Genomic DNA, 17,555 nt, shown 5'->3' on the forward strand with positions numbered 1-17,555 from the left:
CGCCGGTGAAGGGAACTGCCGCTGACTGTCCACCACCTCAACCAGCTCCTGCTCGTCTGCTCGCTCGTCCTGCTCGTCGCCGTCGCAGCGGTCCGGATCTCCTCGCGCAGCGGGCTCCCCAGCCTGCTCGTGTACGTGGGCATCGGCGTCCTCATGGGCCAGGACGGCATCGGCAACATCCACTTCGACAACGCCGAGATGACCCAGGTCATCGGGTACGCCGCCCTGGTCGTGATCCTCGCCGAGGGCGGCCTCAGCACGAAGTGGAAGGAGATCGAACCGGCCCTGCCGTCCGCCACGGCGCTGGCACTGGCCGGGGTCGCGGTCAGCGTCGGCGTCACCGCGACGGCCGCGCACTTCGTGACCGGGCTGGAGTGGAGACAGGCGCTGATCATCGGCGCGGTGGTGTCCTCGACCGACGCGGCGGCGGTCTTCTCCGTCCTGCGCAAGATCCCCCTCCCCGCACGCGTGACGGGCACGCTGGAGGCCGAGTCGGGCTTCAACGACGCCCCGGTGGTCATCCTGGTGGTCGCCTTCTCCACAGCGGGCCCCGTCGAGCACTGGTACCTGCTGCTGGGCGAGATAGTGCTTGAACTGGCCATCGGCGCCGCCATCGGCCTCGCGGTCGGCTGGCTGGGCTCCTGGGGCCTCAGGCACGTCGCGCTGCCCGCCTCCGGCCTCTACCCGATCGCCGTCATGGCGATCGCGGTCACCGCCTACGCGGCCGGCTCACTGGCGCACGGCAGCGGCTTCCTGGGCGTCTATCTCGCCTCGATGGTCATGGGCAACGCGAAACTGCCGCACTGGCCGGCCACCCGCGGGTTCGCCGACGGCCTCGGCTGGATCGCGCAGATCGGCATGTTCGTGCTGCTGGGCCTGCTGGTGACCCCGCACGAACTGGGCGACGACGTGCTGCCCGCGCTCGTCATCGGCCTGGTACTGACCATGGTGGCCCGCCCGCTCAGCGTCGTGGTGTGCCTCACACCGTTCCGGGTGCCCTGGCAGGAGCAGACGCTCATGTCCTGGGCCGGGCTGCGCGGCGCCGTCCCCATCATCCTGGCGACGATCCCCATGGTGAACGGCGTCGACGCCAGCCGCCGCATCTTCAACATCGTCTTCGTGCTGGTCGTCGTCTACACCCTGATCCAGGGACCGACGCTGCCCTGGCTGGCGCGCAAGCTGCGGCTGGGCGGGGACCCCGAGGCCGCCGATCTCGGCGTCGAATCGGCGCCCCTGGAGCGACTGCGCGGGCATCTGCTGTCGGTGGCGATCCCCGAGGGGTCGAAGATGCACGGCGTCGAGGTCAACGAGCTGCGGCTGCCGGCCGGGGCGGCCGTCACCCTCGTCGTGCGCGACGGGACGTCGTTCGTGCCGCTGCCGACGACCGTGCTGCGGCACGGAGACGAACTTCTCGTCGTCGCCACCGACCCGGTCCGCGACGCGGCCGAACGGCGACTGCGCGCCGTGGGACACGGCGGCAAACTCGCCGGGTGGCTGGGCACGGGCGGCGCGCGTTAAGTGCAGGTTTCGCACCGTTCACACCCCCTTCATTCGGAGGCGACTCGCCCTATGGTGCTCATTTTCACAGGGGTGAAGAGCCTTGATCCCTGTAAGATGAAGGCACACCTTGATCGAACCAACTCTGCCTGACGCAGAGCTGGCGCGACCGTATGGCGGCCGGAGCACCCTCGTGCGGCGAGCACCGGCATCTACCGCAGCACGCGCAAGAGGACAGCTCTCGGCGCCTCCGTCCACAGAACGGGGTCGCGCTACCAGGCGGCAGAAAGGCACGGGCCGTGGCATCCACGGTCACCACCGAGCCGTCGAAGGACTCGTCGGCCCCTTCCCGCCCGGGATACGGGCAGCTGCTGCGCACCCGCGGCGCCTGGACGTTCCTGCTGCCCGGCTTCGCCGCCCGACAGCCGTTCGCGATGCTCACCATCTCCATCGTGCTGCTCGTGCAGCACACCACCGGCTCGTACGGCTCGGCCGGTGCCGCCGCGGCCGTCACCGGTGTCTCCATGGCCCTGTGCGCGCCCTACAGCGGGCGTCTCGCCGATCGCTACGGGCAGCGCGCGGTACTCATCCCCGGCGTGCTCGTGCACACCCTGTCCGGCCTCACCCTCACCGTGCTCGCCCTGAGTCACGCGCCCCTGTGGACGGTGTTCGTGGCGGCCGTGCCCACCGGCGCCTCGGTGCCGCAGATCGGGCCCATGGTGCGGGCCCGCTGGGGCGTTCAGCTGAAGGGCTCGCCCCTGATGACCACCGCGGCGGCCTTCGAGTCCGTGACCGACGAGCTCACCTTCGTCTTCGGCCCGCTGCTGGCGACCGCCCTGTGCACCGGCCTCAACCCGGCCGCCGGCCTGATCACCGAGGCGTCGCTGACCCTGTTCGGCGGTCTGCTGTTCGCCGCGCGGAAGAGCACCCAGCCCCACATCGCCGTCGCCGGGCACGCACGCGTGGAGCACGCCTCGGCCCTGCGCGTCCCCGGGGTGCGGGTGCTGATCGTGACCTTCCTCGGCATCGGCACCGTGTTCGGCGGCATGCAGGTCTCGCTGGCCGCCTTCACCGAGTCCATCGGCGAGCCCGGCCTGAACGGGATCCTGTACGGCACCTTCGCCGCGGGCAACATGCTCTCCGGCCTGGTCTGCGGCGCCATCGCCTGGAAGGTCGCCCCGCGGCGGCGTCTGGTCGTCGCCTACGCCGCGCTGGCGCTCGTCGCCTCCGGCCTGTGGGCCGCGCACTCGCTGCTGGTACTGGCGGGCCTGGGCCTGCTGGTCGGTATGTGCATCGCGCCCGCGCTGATCACCGGCTACACCCTGGTCGAGGACCTGGTCCCGGCCGGCGCCCGCACCGAGGCGTTCACCTGGCTGACCGGCGCGGTCGCGCTCGGGCAGGCGGCGGCCGTCACCGTGGCCGGACAGCTGGAGGACCGCTTCTGGGGCGGCGCCGGTTTCCTGGTGCCCATGGGCGGCACGGTGCTGGCCCTGGCGACCCTGCTGGCACTGCGTTCACGGCTCGCGACGCGCCCTCGCGGGGTGACCGTCGCACGTGGCGTCGGTCACCGCGTGCCGGTGACAGTGGACTGATCCTCGGGAATGCGTCAAGATAGACCGTCGTTAGCACTCACTGAGTGAGAGTGCCAGGAGGAAGACAGTGCCGACCTACCAGTACCAGTGCACCGAGTGCGGCGAGGGCCTCGAGGCGGTGCAGAAGTTCACCGACGATGCCCTGACCGAGTGCCCCAATTGCGGTGGCCGCCTCAAGAAGGTGTTCTCCGCCGTCGGCATCGTCTTCAAGGGCTCCGGCTTCTACCGCAATGACAGCCGCGGCTCCTCGTCGAGCAGCTCGCCGGCGCCGTCCACGAAGACGTCGACGTCCGGCTCCGACTCGAAGCCGTCGACCTCGTCGACCTCGTCCTCGGACTCGAAGTCGTCGAGCACCGGCACCTCGACCGGCAGCAGCTCAGCCGCGTAAGGCTCGCTCACGGGACCCTGTCGTCGTACGACGACGGGGTCTTCGGCGTTTCCCGGGGCCGTTAGGGTGCGACGCATGGCGAACAAGGCGAACGCAGAGATCGGCGTGATCGGCGGCTCGGGCTTCTACTCGTTCCTCGACAACGTGACCGAGCTCCAGGTCGACACCCCCTACGGACCGCCCAGCGACTCGCTCTTGCTCGGCGAGATCGCCGGCCGACGGGTCGCCTTCCTGCCCCGGCACGGCCGCGGACACCATCTGCCGCCTCACCGGATCAACTACCGGGCCAACCTTTGGGCACTGCGCTCGGTCGGGGCGCGCCAGATACTCGGGCCGTGCGCGGTCGGCGGTCTTCGCCCCGAGTACGGGCCCGGCACACTGCTCGTACCCGATCAGCTGGTCGACCGTACGAAGTCGCGGACCGGAACGTACTTCGACGGGCTGCCCCTGCCCGACGGCACGGTTCCCCACGTGGTGCACGTGTCCCTGGCCGATCCCTACTGCCCGGTGGGGCGCTCGGCGGCCCTCAAGGCAGCGCGCGGCCAGGAGTGGGAGCCGGTGGACGGCGGGACACTGGTCGTGATCGAGGGGCCGCGGTTCTCGACTCGTGCAGAATCGTTGTGGCACCAGGCTCAGGGCTGGTCGGTGGTGGGCATGACGGGCCATCCGGAGGCCGCGCTCGCCCGGGAACTGGAGCTCTGCTACACATCGTTGACGCTGGTCACCGATCTGGACGCGGGCGCCGAGAGCGGTGAGGGCGTGTCGCACGAGGAGGTGCTGCGGGTGTTCGCGGCGAACGTGGACCGGCTGCGGGGCGTGCTGTTCGACGCGGTGGCCGCGCTGCCCTCCGACGGGGAGCGGGACTGCCTGTGCGTGAACGCGCTGGGCGGACTGGATCCGGGGTTCGATCTGCCCTGACGGGTCGCCGGCAGGGCCGGGAAAGGCGGGTCCTCGGAGCGGAAGTTCTCCTTCGGGTGAGGGAGTTGTCCACAACCCGTCCGTGGTCCACCGGTTCCGGCGAGCGGCGGCGCGAAGCCTCATCGTGGCTTCGCAAGCCCGTCCCTCCTCGCAGGTGGTGATCCATGTCCGACTCCCGCGTTCCGCCGTCTCCTCCCCGTCCGTTCCCTTTCCCTGCACCCTCCCCTTTCCCGTTCGTGGCGCGCCCACCCGGCGCGGACGCTCCGGCCACCTGCGAGGTGCCGTCCTTCGCTCCCGTGCGGGTTCGCGGCGGACGGTACCGGTTGGGTCGGCTCGTACGGAGCCGGCGGCGGGCGCTCGCCCTAAGCCTCGCCGTGACCGCAGTCGCGCTCGTGGTGGCCGGCCCGGGGGACGGCGCCTCGGGGCGCACGCATCCCGGTGAGGGTGCGTCACGCGCGGACGCACGCAGGGGGGCGCACGCCCGCGCACAGGCGTCGGCGAGCGCCCCACAGCATGGCTTTCGCGCCGTGGAGAAGGTGACGGCGCCGGTACGGATCGCCGACGCGGCCACGGTCCGGCTGTTGCGCCCCGGTGACCGGGTGGACGTCATCGCCGCCGAGCAGACGGCGACGGGCGGCGTGGGCGGCACGGGCGTCGACGCTCATGTGGTCGCGCACGGGGCACTGGTGACGAAGGTGCCGGAGCCGCTGGACAGCACTGTCGGCGCGGCTGACGACGGGGCGCTGGTCGTCCTCTCGGTGCCCCGGTCCACCGCCGCGCGCCTGGCGGGGGCGAGCGCGACGGCTCGGCTGGCGGTGACCCTGTGGTGACGTCGAGTCCTTCTTTCGAGGGCCCGCACTGGACACGGCCGCCTGGCGTTGACGTAGGTTGCGGAGCTGTTTGTTCCACAACCTGTACATGCGAGGAGTGTCCCCGAGGTGAGCGAAAAGAAGGCAAGCGTCTGGCAGGGCTTCAAGACCTTCCTGATGCGTGGGAACGTCGTCGATCTGGCGGTCGCGGTGGTGATCGGCGCGGCCTTCACGAACATCGTCAACTCGGTGGTGAAGGGGATCATCAACCCGCTCATCGGGGCGGTCGGCACCAAGAACCTGGACAGCTACAGCTCCTGTCTCAAGGGTCCGTGCACCGGGACGGGGGACAGCGCGACGGGCGTCCGGATCCTGTGGGGGTCCGTCCTCGGCGCGACCCTGACCTTCGTGATCACCGCGGCGGTCGTCTACTTCCTGATGGTCCTGCCCATGTCGAAGTACCTGGCGACGGTGGAGGCCCGCAGGAAGGCCAAGGAGGGCACGCACGAGGTCATCGAGGTGACCGAGCTGGAGGTGCTCAAGGAGATTCGCGACGCCCTGGTGGCCCAGCGGGGAACGGGCCACAACGAGCGGTAGCAACGCTCCTGGGAGCCTTGCGGTCGGTGCTCCGCCGGGGCCACCGGGCCTGTCGGAGCACCGCCCCGGTACGTCGGCTTCAGACGTGGTGGGGCGGCTTCTCGTCGAGGAAGCGCTTCAGGTCGGCGGCGCTGCCGGCCTCGGAGGCCGGCCGCTCGCCCCATCCGCGGTCGGTGTCGTCCGAGGACTGCCGGTCCAGCGGGTCGTCGAAGATCAGCGCGGCCTTCGGGTCGCGCGGCTCGGAGGCGGAGGAGGTGCTCATCCGTCCAGGGTACGGCCCCGGCACCCGCTCGGGTCTGGGCCGGACCGCCGGCCGCGCACTCCGCGGACCCATGGATTCCGTGGAAGATTTTCCGACGGTTGTCTGCTGTGCTGGTACCCATGACGTCCAGCACGCCCCCGTCGGCCACTCCCCCTCCCTCAGGGACTCCCGTCCCCCCGGCACCCAGCCGCATGAAGCCGTTGCGCAGGCTGACCGCGCGCGGGCGGGGCGAGACGCACCGGGTCGCCTCGCCACTCGAGTTGTTCTTCGACCTGTGCTTCGTGGTGGCCATCGCCCAGGCGGGCATCCAACTGGTGCACGCCGTGGCCGAGTCCCACGCGGGCGAGGGAATCCTCAACTACGCGATGGTCTTCTTCGCCATCTGGTGGGCCTGGATGAACTTCACCTGGTTCGCCTCGGCGTACGACAACGACGACGTGCTGTACCGGATCGTCACGCTGGTGCAGATCGCCGGGGTCCTGGTGCTCGCGGCGGGCGTCTCACGGGCGTTCGAGGACCACGAGTTCGTGGCCGTCTGGTTGGGCTACGCGATCATGAGGTTCGCGTTGAGCTCGCAGTGGCTGCGCGTCGCGTGGTCCGCCGAGGGCGCGGAGCGGACGATGGCCCTGCGGTACGCCGGGGGTGTGCTGCTCTGCCAGATCGGCTGGCTGGGGCTGCTGATTCTGCCCGAGGGCGGCAGGGCCTGGCTGTTCCTGGTGATGGCACCGCTGGAGATGTGCGTGCCGATCTACGCGGAGAAGGACCATCCGACGTCCTGGCATCCGCATCACATCGCGGAGCGCTACGGGCTGTTCACGATCATCGTGCTGGGCGAGACGATCGCGGCGGCCACGGTCGCCGTGAAGTCCGGCATCGAGAAGAACGACGCGCTGGGCGAGTTGCTGCCGATCGCGGTGGGAGGGCTGCTGATCGTCTTCGCCGCCTGGTGGATCTACTTCGTGGTGCCCATCCATGGCCATCTGCGTTCCAACAGGCAGTCGTTCCTGTGGGGTTACGGGCACTACCTCGTCTTCGCCTCGGCCGCGGCCATCGGCGCGGGCCTGGAGGTCGCGGTCGAGCAGGCGGTCGGCGAGGCCCATCTCTCCACGCGCGCCGCATCGATGGCGGTCACCGTGCCGACGGCGTTGTACCTGCTGACGGTCTGGGCGCTGCACGCACGCCACTTCAAGGTGGGCCTGCCCCAGCAGCTGGTGCTGCCCGTCACCGCGGCGCTGGTGATCTGCTGCACCTTCGTCGGCGAGTGGGCGGTCCTCGCGGCCGGCCTGGTGTCGGCGCTGGCGGTGGCGACCGGGACGACCCTGACCGCGCGCCTGGTCGCGCGGGAGTCGCGGGAGAGCTCCGCGCGGACTTCGAGCGCGGTGGTGTGACGTGGTGTGACACCACCGCGCGGGGCGCGAGCGGGGCGAGACTGGCTCCCATGACAGTTGACGCTCTGACGGACGTCGCCGGCGTGCGCGTGGGACACGCCACGCGGACCGGCGACGGTTGGCTCACCGGTACGACGGTCGTCCTCGCGCCGGCGGGCGGTGCCGTGGCCGCCGTGGACGTGCGCGGTGGCGGTCCCGGCACCAAGGAGACCGACGCCCTCGACCCACGCAATGTCGTGCAACGGGTCGAGGCGATCGTGCTGACCGGCGGCAGCGCCTACGGGCTCGACGCGGCCTCCGGTGTGATGGCCTGGCTGGAGGAGCGGGGGCGCGGAGTCCGCGTCGGCACGGACCCGGCGCACGTCGTGCCGGTGGTGCCCGCGGCCTGTGTCTTCGACCTGGGGCGGGGTGGCGACTTCCGGGCCCGCCCGGACGCGGCGACCGGCCGGGCGGCCGTGGAGGCGGCCGCGGCGAGCGCTCCCGGGGCCCGGGTGCTGGAGGGGTGCGTGGGCGCCGGGACGGGTGCGGCTGTCGGGCCGATGAAGGGCGGGGTCGGCAGCGCCAGCGTGCTGCTCGACTCGGGGATCACGGTGGCCGCGCTGGTGGTGGCCAACGCGGCGGGGTCGGTGGCGGATCCTGAGACGGGCGTGTTGTACGGGGAGTTGTTCCAGGGGCGGGTGGAGTACCCAGAGGGTCGCGTGCACGAGGCCGCGCGCCGGCGTCTCGCCGAGGCCGCTGCGCTGAGCGCGCCTCCTCCGCTCAACACCACGCTCGCGGTGGTCGTCACCGACGCCGATCTGTCGAAGGCACAGGCGCAGAAACTGGCGGGCACGGCGCACGACGGCATCGCGCGTGCCGTGCGGCCGGTGCACCTGCTCAACGACGGGGACACGGTCTTCACACTGGCGACAGGCGTCCGTCCCCTCGACCCCGAGCGCCCGCTCGCCCTGAACGACGTCCTCGCGGCGGGCGCCGACATGGTGACGCGCGCGATCGTACGGGCCGTACGCGCCGCCGAGTCGGTGGACGGGCCGGGCGGGGCGTGGCCGTCGTACGAGGAGTTGTACGGCGGCCGGTGACGCCGCGGCCCGAGAAGAGTGTCGAGACGAGCACCGCCTTGGAGACCGGGGCACCGGGGCGGCCGATTGTCCGGGTTCTGTCACGTGATGGTGCCAACGGCGGCCGGAGGGAACCTCACTGGCCGCCGGGCCCCTCCTTCTCCACGTACCGGAGCGGATCACTCACATCACATGAAGCTGGAGCAGCCAGTGACAACGGCGGACAAAGCGGTGCGGCGCGCAGTGGGAGCCTGTGCCGCCCTGGTGGTCGGTGCCCTGACCCTGACCGCCTGCGGGGGCAGCGCCACCGCGAAGGACAAGACCGACGACGCCAAGGGCGGCGGGAGCAGCGTCAAGACGTCCACCGCGAAGATCGTCATCTCGGCGAAGGACGGTTCGACAGGCGCGTCGATAAACGCGACCGGCGTGAAGGCGAGTGGTGGCCGGATCACCGAGGTGAGGATGACGGTGGCCGGGTCGGGGCAGGCCGTCGAGGGCTCGCTGTCGGCCGACGGCAGCACCTGGAAGCCGAAGGAGCAGCTGGAGCGCGGGACGAAGTATCAGATTTCGGCGACCGCGAAGGATTCGAACGGCAAGACCGCCGCCGCCAACTCCATTTTCACCACGGTCACGTCGGCCAACAGCTTCATAGGGACCTACACCCCGGACAACGGCACGACGGTCGGCGTCGGCATGCCGGTCTCGTTCACCTTCGACAAGGCCATCGGTGACACGAAGGCCGTGCAGTCGCACATCACGGTCACGTCCAGCAGCGGCCAGCAGGTGGCCGGGCACTGGTTCGGGGCGCAGCGACTCGACTTCCGGCCCGAGGAGTACTGGAAGGCCGGCTCCAAGGTCACGATGAAGATCGACCTGGACGGCGTCGAGGGCGCGAACGGCGTCTACGGGGTGCAGAAGAAGACGGTCACCTTCACGATCGGGCGCTCGCAGGTCTCCACGGTCGACGCGAACACGCAGACCATGACGGTGGTGCGGGACGGGCAGACCCTGAAGACCGTTCCGATCTCCACGGGCGACGCTGCGCACACCACGTACAACGGCCAGATGGTGATCTCCGAGAAGTTCACCCAGACGCGGATGAACAGCCGGACGGTCAACCTGGGAGCCGAGTACGACATCCCGGACGTCCCGCACGCGATGCGCCTGACGACGTCCGGCACCTTCATCCACGGCAACTACTGGTACAACAAGGGCAACCCTCCCTTCGGCCGCACCGGCACCAGCCACGGCTGCGTGGGGCTCGCGGACGTACAGGGCGCGCAGGGCGACACGTCCGCCAAGTGGTTCTACGACAAGTCGCTGATCGGCGACGTGGTGATCGTCAAGAACTCCCCCGACAAGACGGTCTCCCCGGACAACGGGCTCAACGGCTGGAACATGTCCTGGGCCGAGTGGACCGCAGGGGGCACCGCTTGATCGCCGGAGACACCCTCTGACCGGCGATTTCTGACGGGCCGTCGGGCCGCGCGGGAATTTTTCGCGCGGCCGCCTCGTTTTCACGGCGTACGTTTTCTCGGTTCCCGGACATGATGTCCGACCGAGGGGCTACGGTATGCACCCACAAGGTGACATGCAGCAACGCCGGGAGAAACCTTGAGCGTTCCGTACGAGACGACAGCGTACGAACCAGCCGAGTCGCCCGAGTCTCCGGAGGAGCACCTCGCGCGACTGCTCGGTCGCGCCCTGAACTCGTTCGAGCTGCCTGACGAAGCCCTGCGGCGGCTCGACTGCGCACTCGCCCATGACAGTTCCCTGCACTCCGCGCACCACAGCGCGGGTCTGCACCGGGAGACGTACCGGCACACCTGGCTACTGGCCGACGGCTGCGCGCTCACCTTGTGGGAGCTCGTGCACAACACCGCGCCGGGCAGCGAGCCGCAGCACGAGGTGTACGTCGACGAGGAGGAGCTGCGCGCCGCCACGGCCCGGCTGCCGCTGCCGTCGGACACGCCGGACTTCGAACTGCCGGTGCTGGTGCAGCTTTCGCCGGTCCCAGGGCCTCGGCACGTGTACGTGCCGGACGACTCGGCGGACCACGCGCGCAGACTGCTGCGCCGCGCGGAGAACCCCGACCGGCCCGACGCGGACACGTCCGCGCTGCTGAAGTCGGCCTTCGCGCACCAGATCACCCAGGCCTTCGGACGTCCCTGCCGGGCGGGACGGATCGGCCTGGGCTACTCGCTCTACGAGCACGCGTTCCTGCTGCGTGACGGCCGGGAGATCTCCCTGTGGGAGGTCGAGCACACGGCTACGCCCGACGGGCGGCACATGTGCGAGGTCTACGTGTCCGAGACCGCGGCCAGGGACGCGATGGAACGCAGGGCGGCGCAGGCATCCCGAGCCGTTCAGTGAATGCCGCCGAGCTGTCGTTCAGCCGCCGCCACCAGCTGCCGTTCAGCCGCCACCACTGAGCTGTCGTACAAGGCCGGCGAAGGCGTCCTTTTCCGCCGGGGTCAGTTCGACGGTCTCCAGGCGGGGACCGGACTGCCGCTGGCGCGGCAGGGCGGGCAGGGCCGGCGGGGCGGGGAGCACGGCGTGGGTCTCGCTGCCTGAGCGGCCGCGCCGCAGAAGGCGGGTCACGAACATCAGCCAGGCGATGGACGCCACGGCGAGGACGGTCAGGGCCGCCAGCTGAGAGGGCGTGAGATGCACAGGCATACCAACCAGTAGACACCACGGTCCGGGACCCAGGCCCCGGACCGTGACGTATCTCGCAGGCCGGGCCTATCGCGCAGATCACGCGATAGGCCCGTTCCATGCGGAGATTCGCGAATCACCGCAGATGGTCACCCATGGCCGCGGCCCGCGGCCGACACCGGCCAAGACAGTCGCCGGCAGCGGCATGCAGCCGCACGCGGTCGCGGACAGCCGCGGACGTCACGCGGCCACCGGCTGCTTCGTCTGCGCCGTCGTGGTGGCCGCGGGGTCTTCCGTCATCCCGGGCTCGGAGGCGCCGGGGGCCGGCTTGCGGAGGCCCTTGAGGACGACGACCAGGGCCGTCGTCACGCACACGCCCGCCGCGATGGCGATCAGGTACAGGAACGGGTTGCCGATCAGCGGGACCACGAAGATGCCTCCGTGCGGGGCGCGGAGCGTGGCGCCGAAGGCCATCGACAGGGCACCGGTGACCGCGCCGCCCGCCATCGAGGCCGGGATGACGCGCAGCGGGTCGGCCGCGGCGAACGGGATCGCGCCCTCGGAGATGAAGGAGGCGCCCAGCACCCAGGCGGCCTTGCCGTTCTCGCGCTCGGTCGGGGTGAAGAGCTGCTTGCGGACGGTGGTCGCGAGCGCCATGCCCAGCGGCGGGACCATGCCCGCGGCCATCACGGCGGCCATGACCTTCATCGCGGAGTCGCTGGGGTCCTGGACCGCGATACCGGCCGTGGCGAAGGCGTACGCGACCTTGTTGACGGGGCCTCCGAGGTCGAAGCACATCATCAGGCCGAGCAGCACGCCCAACAGGACGGCGTTGGTGCCGGAGAGGCCGGCCAGCCAGTCCGTCATGCCCTTCTGGGCCTCGGCGATGGGCTTGCCGACCACGACGAACATCAGGAAGCCGACGACCAGCGAGGAGATCAGCGGGATCACCACGACCGGCATGATGCCGCGCAGCACCGGCGGGATCTTGATCCGCTGGATCGCGAGGACGATGCCGCCCGCCAGCAGACCGGCGACGAGACCGCCGAGGAAGCCGGCCGCGATGTTGGAGGCGATCATGCCGCCGACGAAGCCGGGCACGAGACCGGGGCGGTCCGCCATGCCGTACGCGATGTACCCGGCGAGAACGGGGATGAGGAAGCCGAAGGCGACCCCGCCGATCTGGAACAGCAGGGCGCCCCAGCTGTCGACCTGGGTCCAGGAGAAGTGCTCCATGACCGAGGGCGCCTTGTTGATCTCCCAGCCGCCGATCGCGAACCCGAGCGCGATCAGCAGACCGCCCGCGGCGACGAACGGGACCATGTAACTGACGCCCGTCATCAGCCACTTGCGCAGCTTGGTGCCGTAGCTGTCCCCGGACTCACCGGTCCGCTCGACCGGCGTCCCGCCGCCGGTCGCCGCCGCGGTCGCCTCACCGCGCGCCGCTTTCCCGCGCACCTCGGTGATGAGCGCGGCGGGACGGTTGATGCCCGCCTTCACGCCGACGTCCACGGTGGGCTTGCCGGCGAAGCGGTCCTTCTCGCGCACGGGGACGTCGTGAGCGAAGATCACGCCGTCCGCCGCGGCGATGACGGCCGGGTCGAGCCGGGTGAAGCCGGCCGAACCCTGCGTCTCGACGACGAGTTCGACGCCTGCTTCACGGCCCGCGTTCTCCAGGGACTCGGCCGCCATGTAGGTGTGGGCGATGCCGGTCGGGCAGGAGGTGACGGCGACGATCCGGAAGGGGCGCGCGGGCCGGGCGTCCGTGTCGTCGGCGTGCGCGTCCGCGGTGGTGACCGTGTCGGCGTCGGCGGAGGCCGCCGCCGACGCCGACACGGAGTCTGCGGAAGTGTCTTCGGCTGCGGCGGGCAGGGCTTCGCCGACGGAAGGCTCGGCGACGGGGGCCTCGGCGACCGGGACTTCGGCGACCGGGACTTCGGCGACCGGGACTTCGTCGCCGCGGATCAGCGCCGCCGCGGCCGCCGCGTCGCCGGCCGAGCGCAGGGCGTCGGTGAATTCGGCGTTCATCAGCTGGCGGGCCAGCGACGACAGGATCGTCAGATGGGCGTCGTCCGCGCCGGCGGGGGCGGCGATCAGGAAGATCAGGTCGGCGGGGCCGTCGGCGGCGCCGAAGTCGATGCCGGCGGCGCTGCGTCCGAAGGCGAGCGTCGGCTCGGTGACGTGGGCGCTGCGGCAGTGCGGGATGCCGATGCCGCCGTCGAGGCCGGTGGGCATCTGGGCCTCACGGGCGGCCACGTCGGCGAGGAAGCCCTCCAGGTCGGTCACCCGGCCCAGGGCCACCATGCGCTCGGCGAGGGACCGCGCCGCCGCTTCCTTTGTTTCGACGGACAGGTCGAGATCGACCAGGTCCGCGGTGATCATGTCGCTCATCGCGGGCTCCTTCGCACGCGTATCGCCCGGGGCACGGGGCGGTGGGCGGGGGTGGGGACGGGGGTTGTCACGGCGGTGCAGTGGGGGGAGGTGAGGGAGAGGGAGGCGGGGCCGGGGAAGCCCCGCGTCCGCGGGGTGGCGGACGGGTTCGGAGGGGTCGGGCTGTGACTCCCCCGCTCGGCAGCGCGGCTCAGGCGGCGGCCCCGCCGCTCGCGCCGGACGGCGAGTGACGAGGAACGCCCCCTCTCAAGGGCCTGTTCGCCGGGCATCGACGGCCTCCCGGGGAACGTCGGCAACACAGGCATCACCGGGAGTTCCGGCATCACCGGGAGGGCAGGGGACGCGGAAGGCGTCGTCATGACACCGGCTCCTTCAGTTCACGGTCCACCGGCACGTGCGCCGTGACCGTCACCGCCGCCGGGTCCAGGTCGTCCGGGGTCGGCATCACGCTGCCGGGCAGCTGGACGGCGGCCGCACCGTGCGCGACGGCGGAGGCGAGCGCCGCGGGGCCGCGGCCGCCGGCGACGAGGAAGCCGGCGAGGGAGGAGTCACCCGCGCCCACATTGCTGCGTACGACGTCGACGCGCGCGCTCGCGAACCAGGTTCCCGTGTCCTCCACGAGCAGCTGTCCGTCCGCGCCCAGGCTCGCGAGCACGGCGCGGGCGCCCATCTCGCGCAGCTCCTCGGCCGCCTTCACCGCGTCGCCCACGGTGGCCAGAGGGCGCCCGACGGCCTCCGCGAGCTCCTCGGCGTTCGGCTTCACCACGTCGGGCCGCTCCCGCAGCGCCTCCAGGAGGGCGCGCCCCGAGGTGTCCAGGGCGATGCGCGCGCCCCCGGCGTGCGCCCGTGCGACCACCTCGGCGTACCAGGAGGGCGCGAGTCCCCGGGGCAGGCTCCCGCAGCAGGCGATCCAGTCGGCGTCGCGCGACTGCTCGCGCACCGTCTCCAGGAGCAGTTCCTGTTCCTCCGGCGAGAGCTCGGGCCCGGGCGCGTTGATCTTGGTGAGGACGCCGTCCGACTCCGCGAGCGCGATGTTCGAGCGGGTGGCTCCGGCGACCGGGACCGGCGCGACCTCGATGCCCTGCGCGTCGAGCAGATCGGCGACCAGTGCGCCCGGCGCACCACCCAGGGGCAGCACGGCGACCGTGCGCCGCCCAGCGGCCGCGACGGCGCGCGAGACGTTCACGCCCTTGCCGCCCGGGTCCATCCGCTCGCCGGTGGCGCGGATGACCTCACCGCGGTCGAGAGAGGGGACCTCGTAGGTACGGTCCAGGGACGGGTTGGGGGTGACGGTGAGGATCATGCTCGAACCACTCGTGCTCGTACTGCTCATGCTCGAACCACTCGTGCTCGTACCGCTCATGCTCGAACCACTCGTACGCACGCCCGTCGGGCTCGAATCACCCGTACGCGTAGCACTGGGGCTCGTGCCACGGGAGCCGGTGCCGCTCATGCGCGTACTACTTCCGTGCCGCCGCGCTCGATGGCGGCCGCGTCCTCGGGGCTCAGCCCGCTGTCGGTGATGAGCAGGTCCACGTCGCTCAGGTCGCCGAAGCGGGCGAAGTGCTCCTGGCCGTGCTTGGCGGAGTCGGCGAGCAGCACCACGCGGCGCGCGGCGGCGACGGCCGCCCGCTTCACCGCGGCCTCGGCGAGGTCGGGAGTGGTCAACCCGTGCTCGGTGGAGAAGCCGTTGGCGGCGACGAACAGGACGTCGGCACGGATCTCGCCGTACGCACGCAGCGCCCACGCATCCACGGCGGCGCGTGTGCGGTGCCGTACGCGCCCCCCGACGAGGTGGAGCTGGATGCCAGGGTGGTCCGCGAGGCGGGCCGCGATGGGCAGGCTGTGTGTGGCGACGGTGAGCGAGGCCTCCAGCGGGAGGGCCGCGGCCAGGCGGGCGACCGTCGTGCCGGCGTCGAGGATCATCGTGCCCTCGGACGGCAGTTCAGTGAGGGCCGCCTTGGCGATGCGGTCCTTCTCGTCGGCGGAGGTGCCCTCGCGTTCGGCGAGGTCCGGTTCGAAGTCGAGGCGTCCGACCGGTATGGCACCGCCGTGCACGCGACGCACCAGGCCTGCACGGTCGAGGGCCTTCAGATCGCGGCGGATCGTCTCCGCCGTGACCTGGAACTCCTCGGCCAGCGACAGGACGTCCACGCGGCCGCCGTCACGGGCGAGCCGCAGGATCTCCTGCTGCCGCTCCGGTGCGTACATGTCCGTTCTCCTCCGACCGTCATCAGCTTTGTGCCCGAACCTGTGGTTTCGCCTCGCAAGGTACGCCCGGATTTCCAGAAAGTAAACAGGTTCGGGCACGATTCGGGCAGGAACGGACTTCGCCGTCCCCGCTGCCGGTCGGAAACACGTGTGAGGGCCCGTCACCACTGCGGTGACGGGCCCTCGCGCGGAAAGCTCGGCTCAGGCGACGAGCTCGGGCTCCCGCTCCCCGGAGGGGGCCGCCTCCGAGGGGTCCGTGGCGCCGCCCTCCACATGCTGGGCCGGGCGCTTGGGCAGGGCGAACATCAGCAGGAAGATGGCGACCATGACCAGGGCCACCCAGCCCAGAGCGTGTTCGAAGGCGTTCACGAAGGCGGGGCCCACCTCGGCTCGGGTCAGCCGGTCGCCGATCTGGCCGAAGAAGACGACCGCGACGAGACCGAGCCCGAGCGCGTTGCCCATCTGCTGAACGGTGTTGATCAGGCCGGACGCCGAACCCGCGTGCTCGCGCGGCACATCGGACAGCACCGCGTCCGTCAGCGGAGCGACGATCAGCCCCATGCCGACGCCCATGACGACCAGCGGGAGCGCCATCTGCCACGAGGTGATGCCGAGGCCGTACCGCTGGGACTCCCAGATGTAGAGGAGCACTCCCATGGCCATGGCCAGGGCACCCGTCTGGAGAACCTTGCGTCCGAAGCGCGGGACCAGCTTCTGGACGGACAGCCCGGCGGCCGTGGAGACGGCGAGCGAGAAGGGAACCCCGGTCAGACCCGCCCGCAGCGGGCTCCAGCCGAGCCCCGTCTGCATGTACAGCGTCCAGACCAGGAAGAACACACCGAGTCCGACCCCGAAGACGGTCTGCACGGCGACGCCCGCCGCGAAGCTGCGCACCCGGAAGAGGGAGAGCTCGATCAGCGGCGAGCCGTCCCGCGCGCCCTTGCGCCTCTCGTACGCGACCAGCGCCCCGAAGACGACGAGCGAGCCCGCCATCGACACGTACCCCCAGACGGGCCAGCCCAGCTCGCGGCCTCGGGTGAGCGGGTAGAGCAGCATGAGCAGGCCGAGGGTGACCAGGACGACGCCGACGAGGTCCAGCTTCAGCGCCTTCGGCGCCTTGGACTCCGTGATGAAGCGGCTGCCGAGGATCAGTCCCGCGATGCCGACCGGCAGGTTGATGAGGAAGATCGGCCGCCACTCCAGACCGAACAGGTTCCACTCCGTCAGCAGCGCGCCGAGCAGCGGCCCGGAGACGGCCCCCAGCCCCACGATGGCGCCGAACAGACCGAAGACCTTTCCCCGCTCGTGCGCCGGGAAGGTGGCGTGCACGATCGACAGCACCTGCGGCACCATCATCGCCGCCATGGCGCCTTGGAGGATGCGGGAGGCGACCAGCATCTCCGGGTTCGCGGCGAAGCCGCACAGCGCGGAGGCGAGGGTGAAGCCGCCGATACCGAGGAGGAACAGCCGCTTGCGACCGTGGATGTCACCGAGCCGGCCGCCGGTGATGAGCCCGGCGGCGAAGGCGAGCGCGTAACCGGCGGTGATCCACTGGATCTGGCTCCAGGAGGCGCCCGCGTCCTCCTGGATGGAGGGGATGGCGATGTTGACGATCGTGACGTCGACGAGGTCCATGAAAGCCGCGGTCATCACGATGGCGAGCGCGAACCAGCGACGACGGTCACCCTGCACCGCCTGCCCCGTTCGCGGGTGGGGCGAGGACTCGGGCGAGGACTCTGGCGGGTTCTCGGGGAAGGTCTCCGTGGAGGTCATGGTGTGACAGTAG

16 protein-coding genes are annotated in these 17,555 nt (G+C 71.1%); 10 read left to right on the forward strand and 6 right to left on the reverse strand.

What is annotated here, in order from left to right:
- Window positions 1-15: 15 nt before the first annotated feature.
- From ACIPFH_RS27915 to mscL, 6 genes are all read left to right on the forward strand, one after another.
- Window positions 16-1,518 (forward strand): potassium/proton antiporter, encoded by a 1,503-nt coding sequence (locus ACIPFH_RS27915; RefSeq protein ID WP_401831129.1) that lies wholly within the window; start codon window positions 16-18, stop codon window positions 1,516-1,518.
- 278 nt (window positions 1,519-1,796) lie between these two features.
- The gene (locus ACIPFH_RS27920) at window positions 1,797-3,089 is read left to right on the forward strand and encodes an MFS transporter (protein ID WP_401830580.1); all 1,293 of its coding nucleotides are present in this window, start codon (window positions 1,797-1,799) and stop codon (window positions 3,087-3,089) included.
- Between the two features lie 67 nt (window positions 3,090-3,156).
- The gene (locus tag ACIPFH_RS27925) at window positions 3,157-3,477 is read left to right on the forward strand and encodes an FmdB family zinc ribbon protein (RefSeq protein WP_356255402.1); all 321 of its coding nucleotides are present in this window, start codon (window positions 3,157-3,159) and stop codon (window positions 3,475-3,477) included.
- Between the two features lie 75 nt (window positions 3,478-3,552).
- The gene (locus ACIPFH_RS27930) at window positions 3,553-4,395 is read left to right on the forward strand and encodes an S-methyl-5'-thioadenosine phosphorylase (protein ID WP_401830582.1); all 843 of its coding nucleotides are present in this window, start codon (window positions 3,553-3,555) and stop codon (window positions 4,393-4,395) included.
- Between the two features lie 164 nt (window positions 4,396-4,559).
- Complete coding sequence (locus ACIPFH_RS27935; RefSeq protein ID WP_401830585.1) at window positions 4,560-5,225, forward strand: hypothetical protein; 666 nt, start codon at window positions 4,560-4,562, stop codon at window positions 5,223-5,225.
- Window positions 5,226-5,333: 108 nt separating this feature from the next.
- On the forward strand, window positions 5,334-5,801 hold the full coding sequence (gene mscL / locus ACIPFH_RS27940; RefSeq protein ID WP_401830588.1) for a large conductance mechanosensitive channel protein MscL: 468 nt from the start codon (window positions 5,334-5,336) through the stop codon (window positions 5,799-5,801).
- Window positions 5,802-5,880: 79 nt separating this feature from the next.
- On the opposite strand, the gene ACIPFH_RS27945 is transcribed toward mscL, so the two are convergent.
- Complete coding sequence (locus tag ACIPFH_RS27945) at window positions 5,881-6,063, reverse strand: hypothetical protein (protein WP_401830590.1); 183 nt, start codon at window positions 6,061-6,063, stop codon at window positions 5,881-5,883.
- 119 nt (window positions 6,064-6,182) lie between these two features.
- On the opposite strand from ACIPFH_RS27945, the gene ACIPFH_RS27950 reads away from it, so the two are divergent.
- From ACIPFH_RS27950 to ACIPFH_RS27965, 4 genes are all read left to right on the forward strand, one after another.
- A complete protein-coding gene (locus ACIPFH_RS27950; protein WP_401830593.1) occupies window positions 6,183-7,451 on the forward strand; it encodes a low temperature requirement protein A in 1,269 nt (422 codons plus the stop codon).
- 50 nt (window positions 7,452-7,501) lie between these two features.
- Window positions 7,502-8,530: a P1 family peptidase gene (locus ACIPFH_RS27955; RefSeq protein ID WP_401830595.1), complete on the forward strand. Its 1,029-nt coding sequence runs from the start codon at window positions 7,502-7,504 to the stop codon at window positions 8,528-8,530.
- Between the two features lie 189 nt (window positions 8,531-8,719).
- Window positions 8,720-9,946 (forward strand): Ig-like domain-containing protein, encoded by a 1,227-nt coding sequence (locus ACIPFH_RS27960; protein WP_401830597.1) that lies wholly within the window; start codon window positions 8,720-8,722, stop codon window positions 9,944-9,946.
- Window positions 9,947-10,123: 177 nt separating this feature from the next.
- Window positions 10,124-10,882, forward strand: coding sequence for a DUF6227 family protein (locus tag ACIPFH_RS27965; protein ID WP_401830598.1), 759 nt, complete (start codon window positions 10,124-10,126; stop codon window positions 10,880-10,882).
- Between the two features lie 42 nt (window positions 10,883-10,924).
- Here ACIPFH_RS27965 and ACIPFH_RS27970 read toward each other — a convergent pair whose 3' ends face one another.
- The 5 genes from ACIPFH_RS27970 to ACIPFH_RS27990 form a co-directional block, all read right to left on the reverse strand.
- Entirely contained in the window at window positions 10,925-11,188 is a 264-nt protein-coding gene (locus ACIPFH_RS27970) for a hypothetical protein (RefSeq protein WP_356255427.1), read from the reverse strand.
- Between the two features lie 219 nt (window positions 11,189-11,407).
- Window positions 11,408-13,558, reverse strand: a complete 2,151-nt coding sequence (locus tag ACIPFH_RS27975; RefSeq protein ID WP_401830600.1) for a fructose-specific PTS transporter subunit EIIC — start codon at window positions 13,556-13,558, stop codon at window positions 11,408-11,410.
- Between the two features lie 355 nt (window positions 13,559-13,913).
- The gene (gene pfkB / locus ACIPFH_RS27980; RefSeq protein ID WP_401831131.1) at window positions 13,914-14,861 is read right to left on the reverse strand and encodes a 1-phosphofructokinase; all 948 of its coding nucleotides are present in this window, start codon (window positions 14,859-14,861) and stop codon (window positions 13,914-13,916) included.
- 146 nt (window positions 14,862-15,007) lie between these two features.
- Window positions 15,008-15,769: a DeoR/GlpR family DNA-binding transcription regulator gene (locus ACIPFH_RS27985; protein WP_401830602.1), complete on the reverse strand. Its 762-nt coding sequence runs from the start codon at window positions 15,767-15,769 to the stop codon at window positions 15,008-15,010.
- A gap of 201 nt (window positions 15,770-15,970) precedes the next feature.
- Window positions 15,971-17,542, reverse strand: a complete 1,572-nt coding sequence (locus ACIPFH_RS27990; RefSeq protein ID WP_401830603.1) for an MFS transporter — start codon at window positions 17,540-17,542, stop codon at window positions 15,971-15,973.
- Window positions 17,543-17,555: the final 13 nt, after the last annotated feature.

It is taken from the genome of Streptomyces sp. NPDC088157, from assembly GCF_044741545.1.
In the GTDB taxonomy this organism is placed as follows: Bacteria; Actinomycetota; Actinomycetes; order Streptomycetales; family Streptomycetaceae; genus Streptomyces.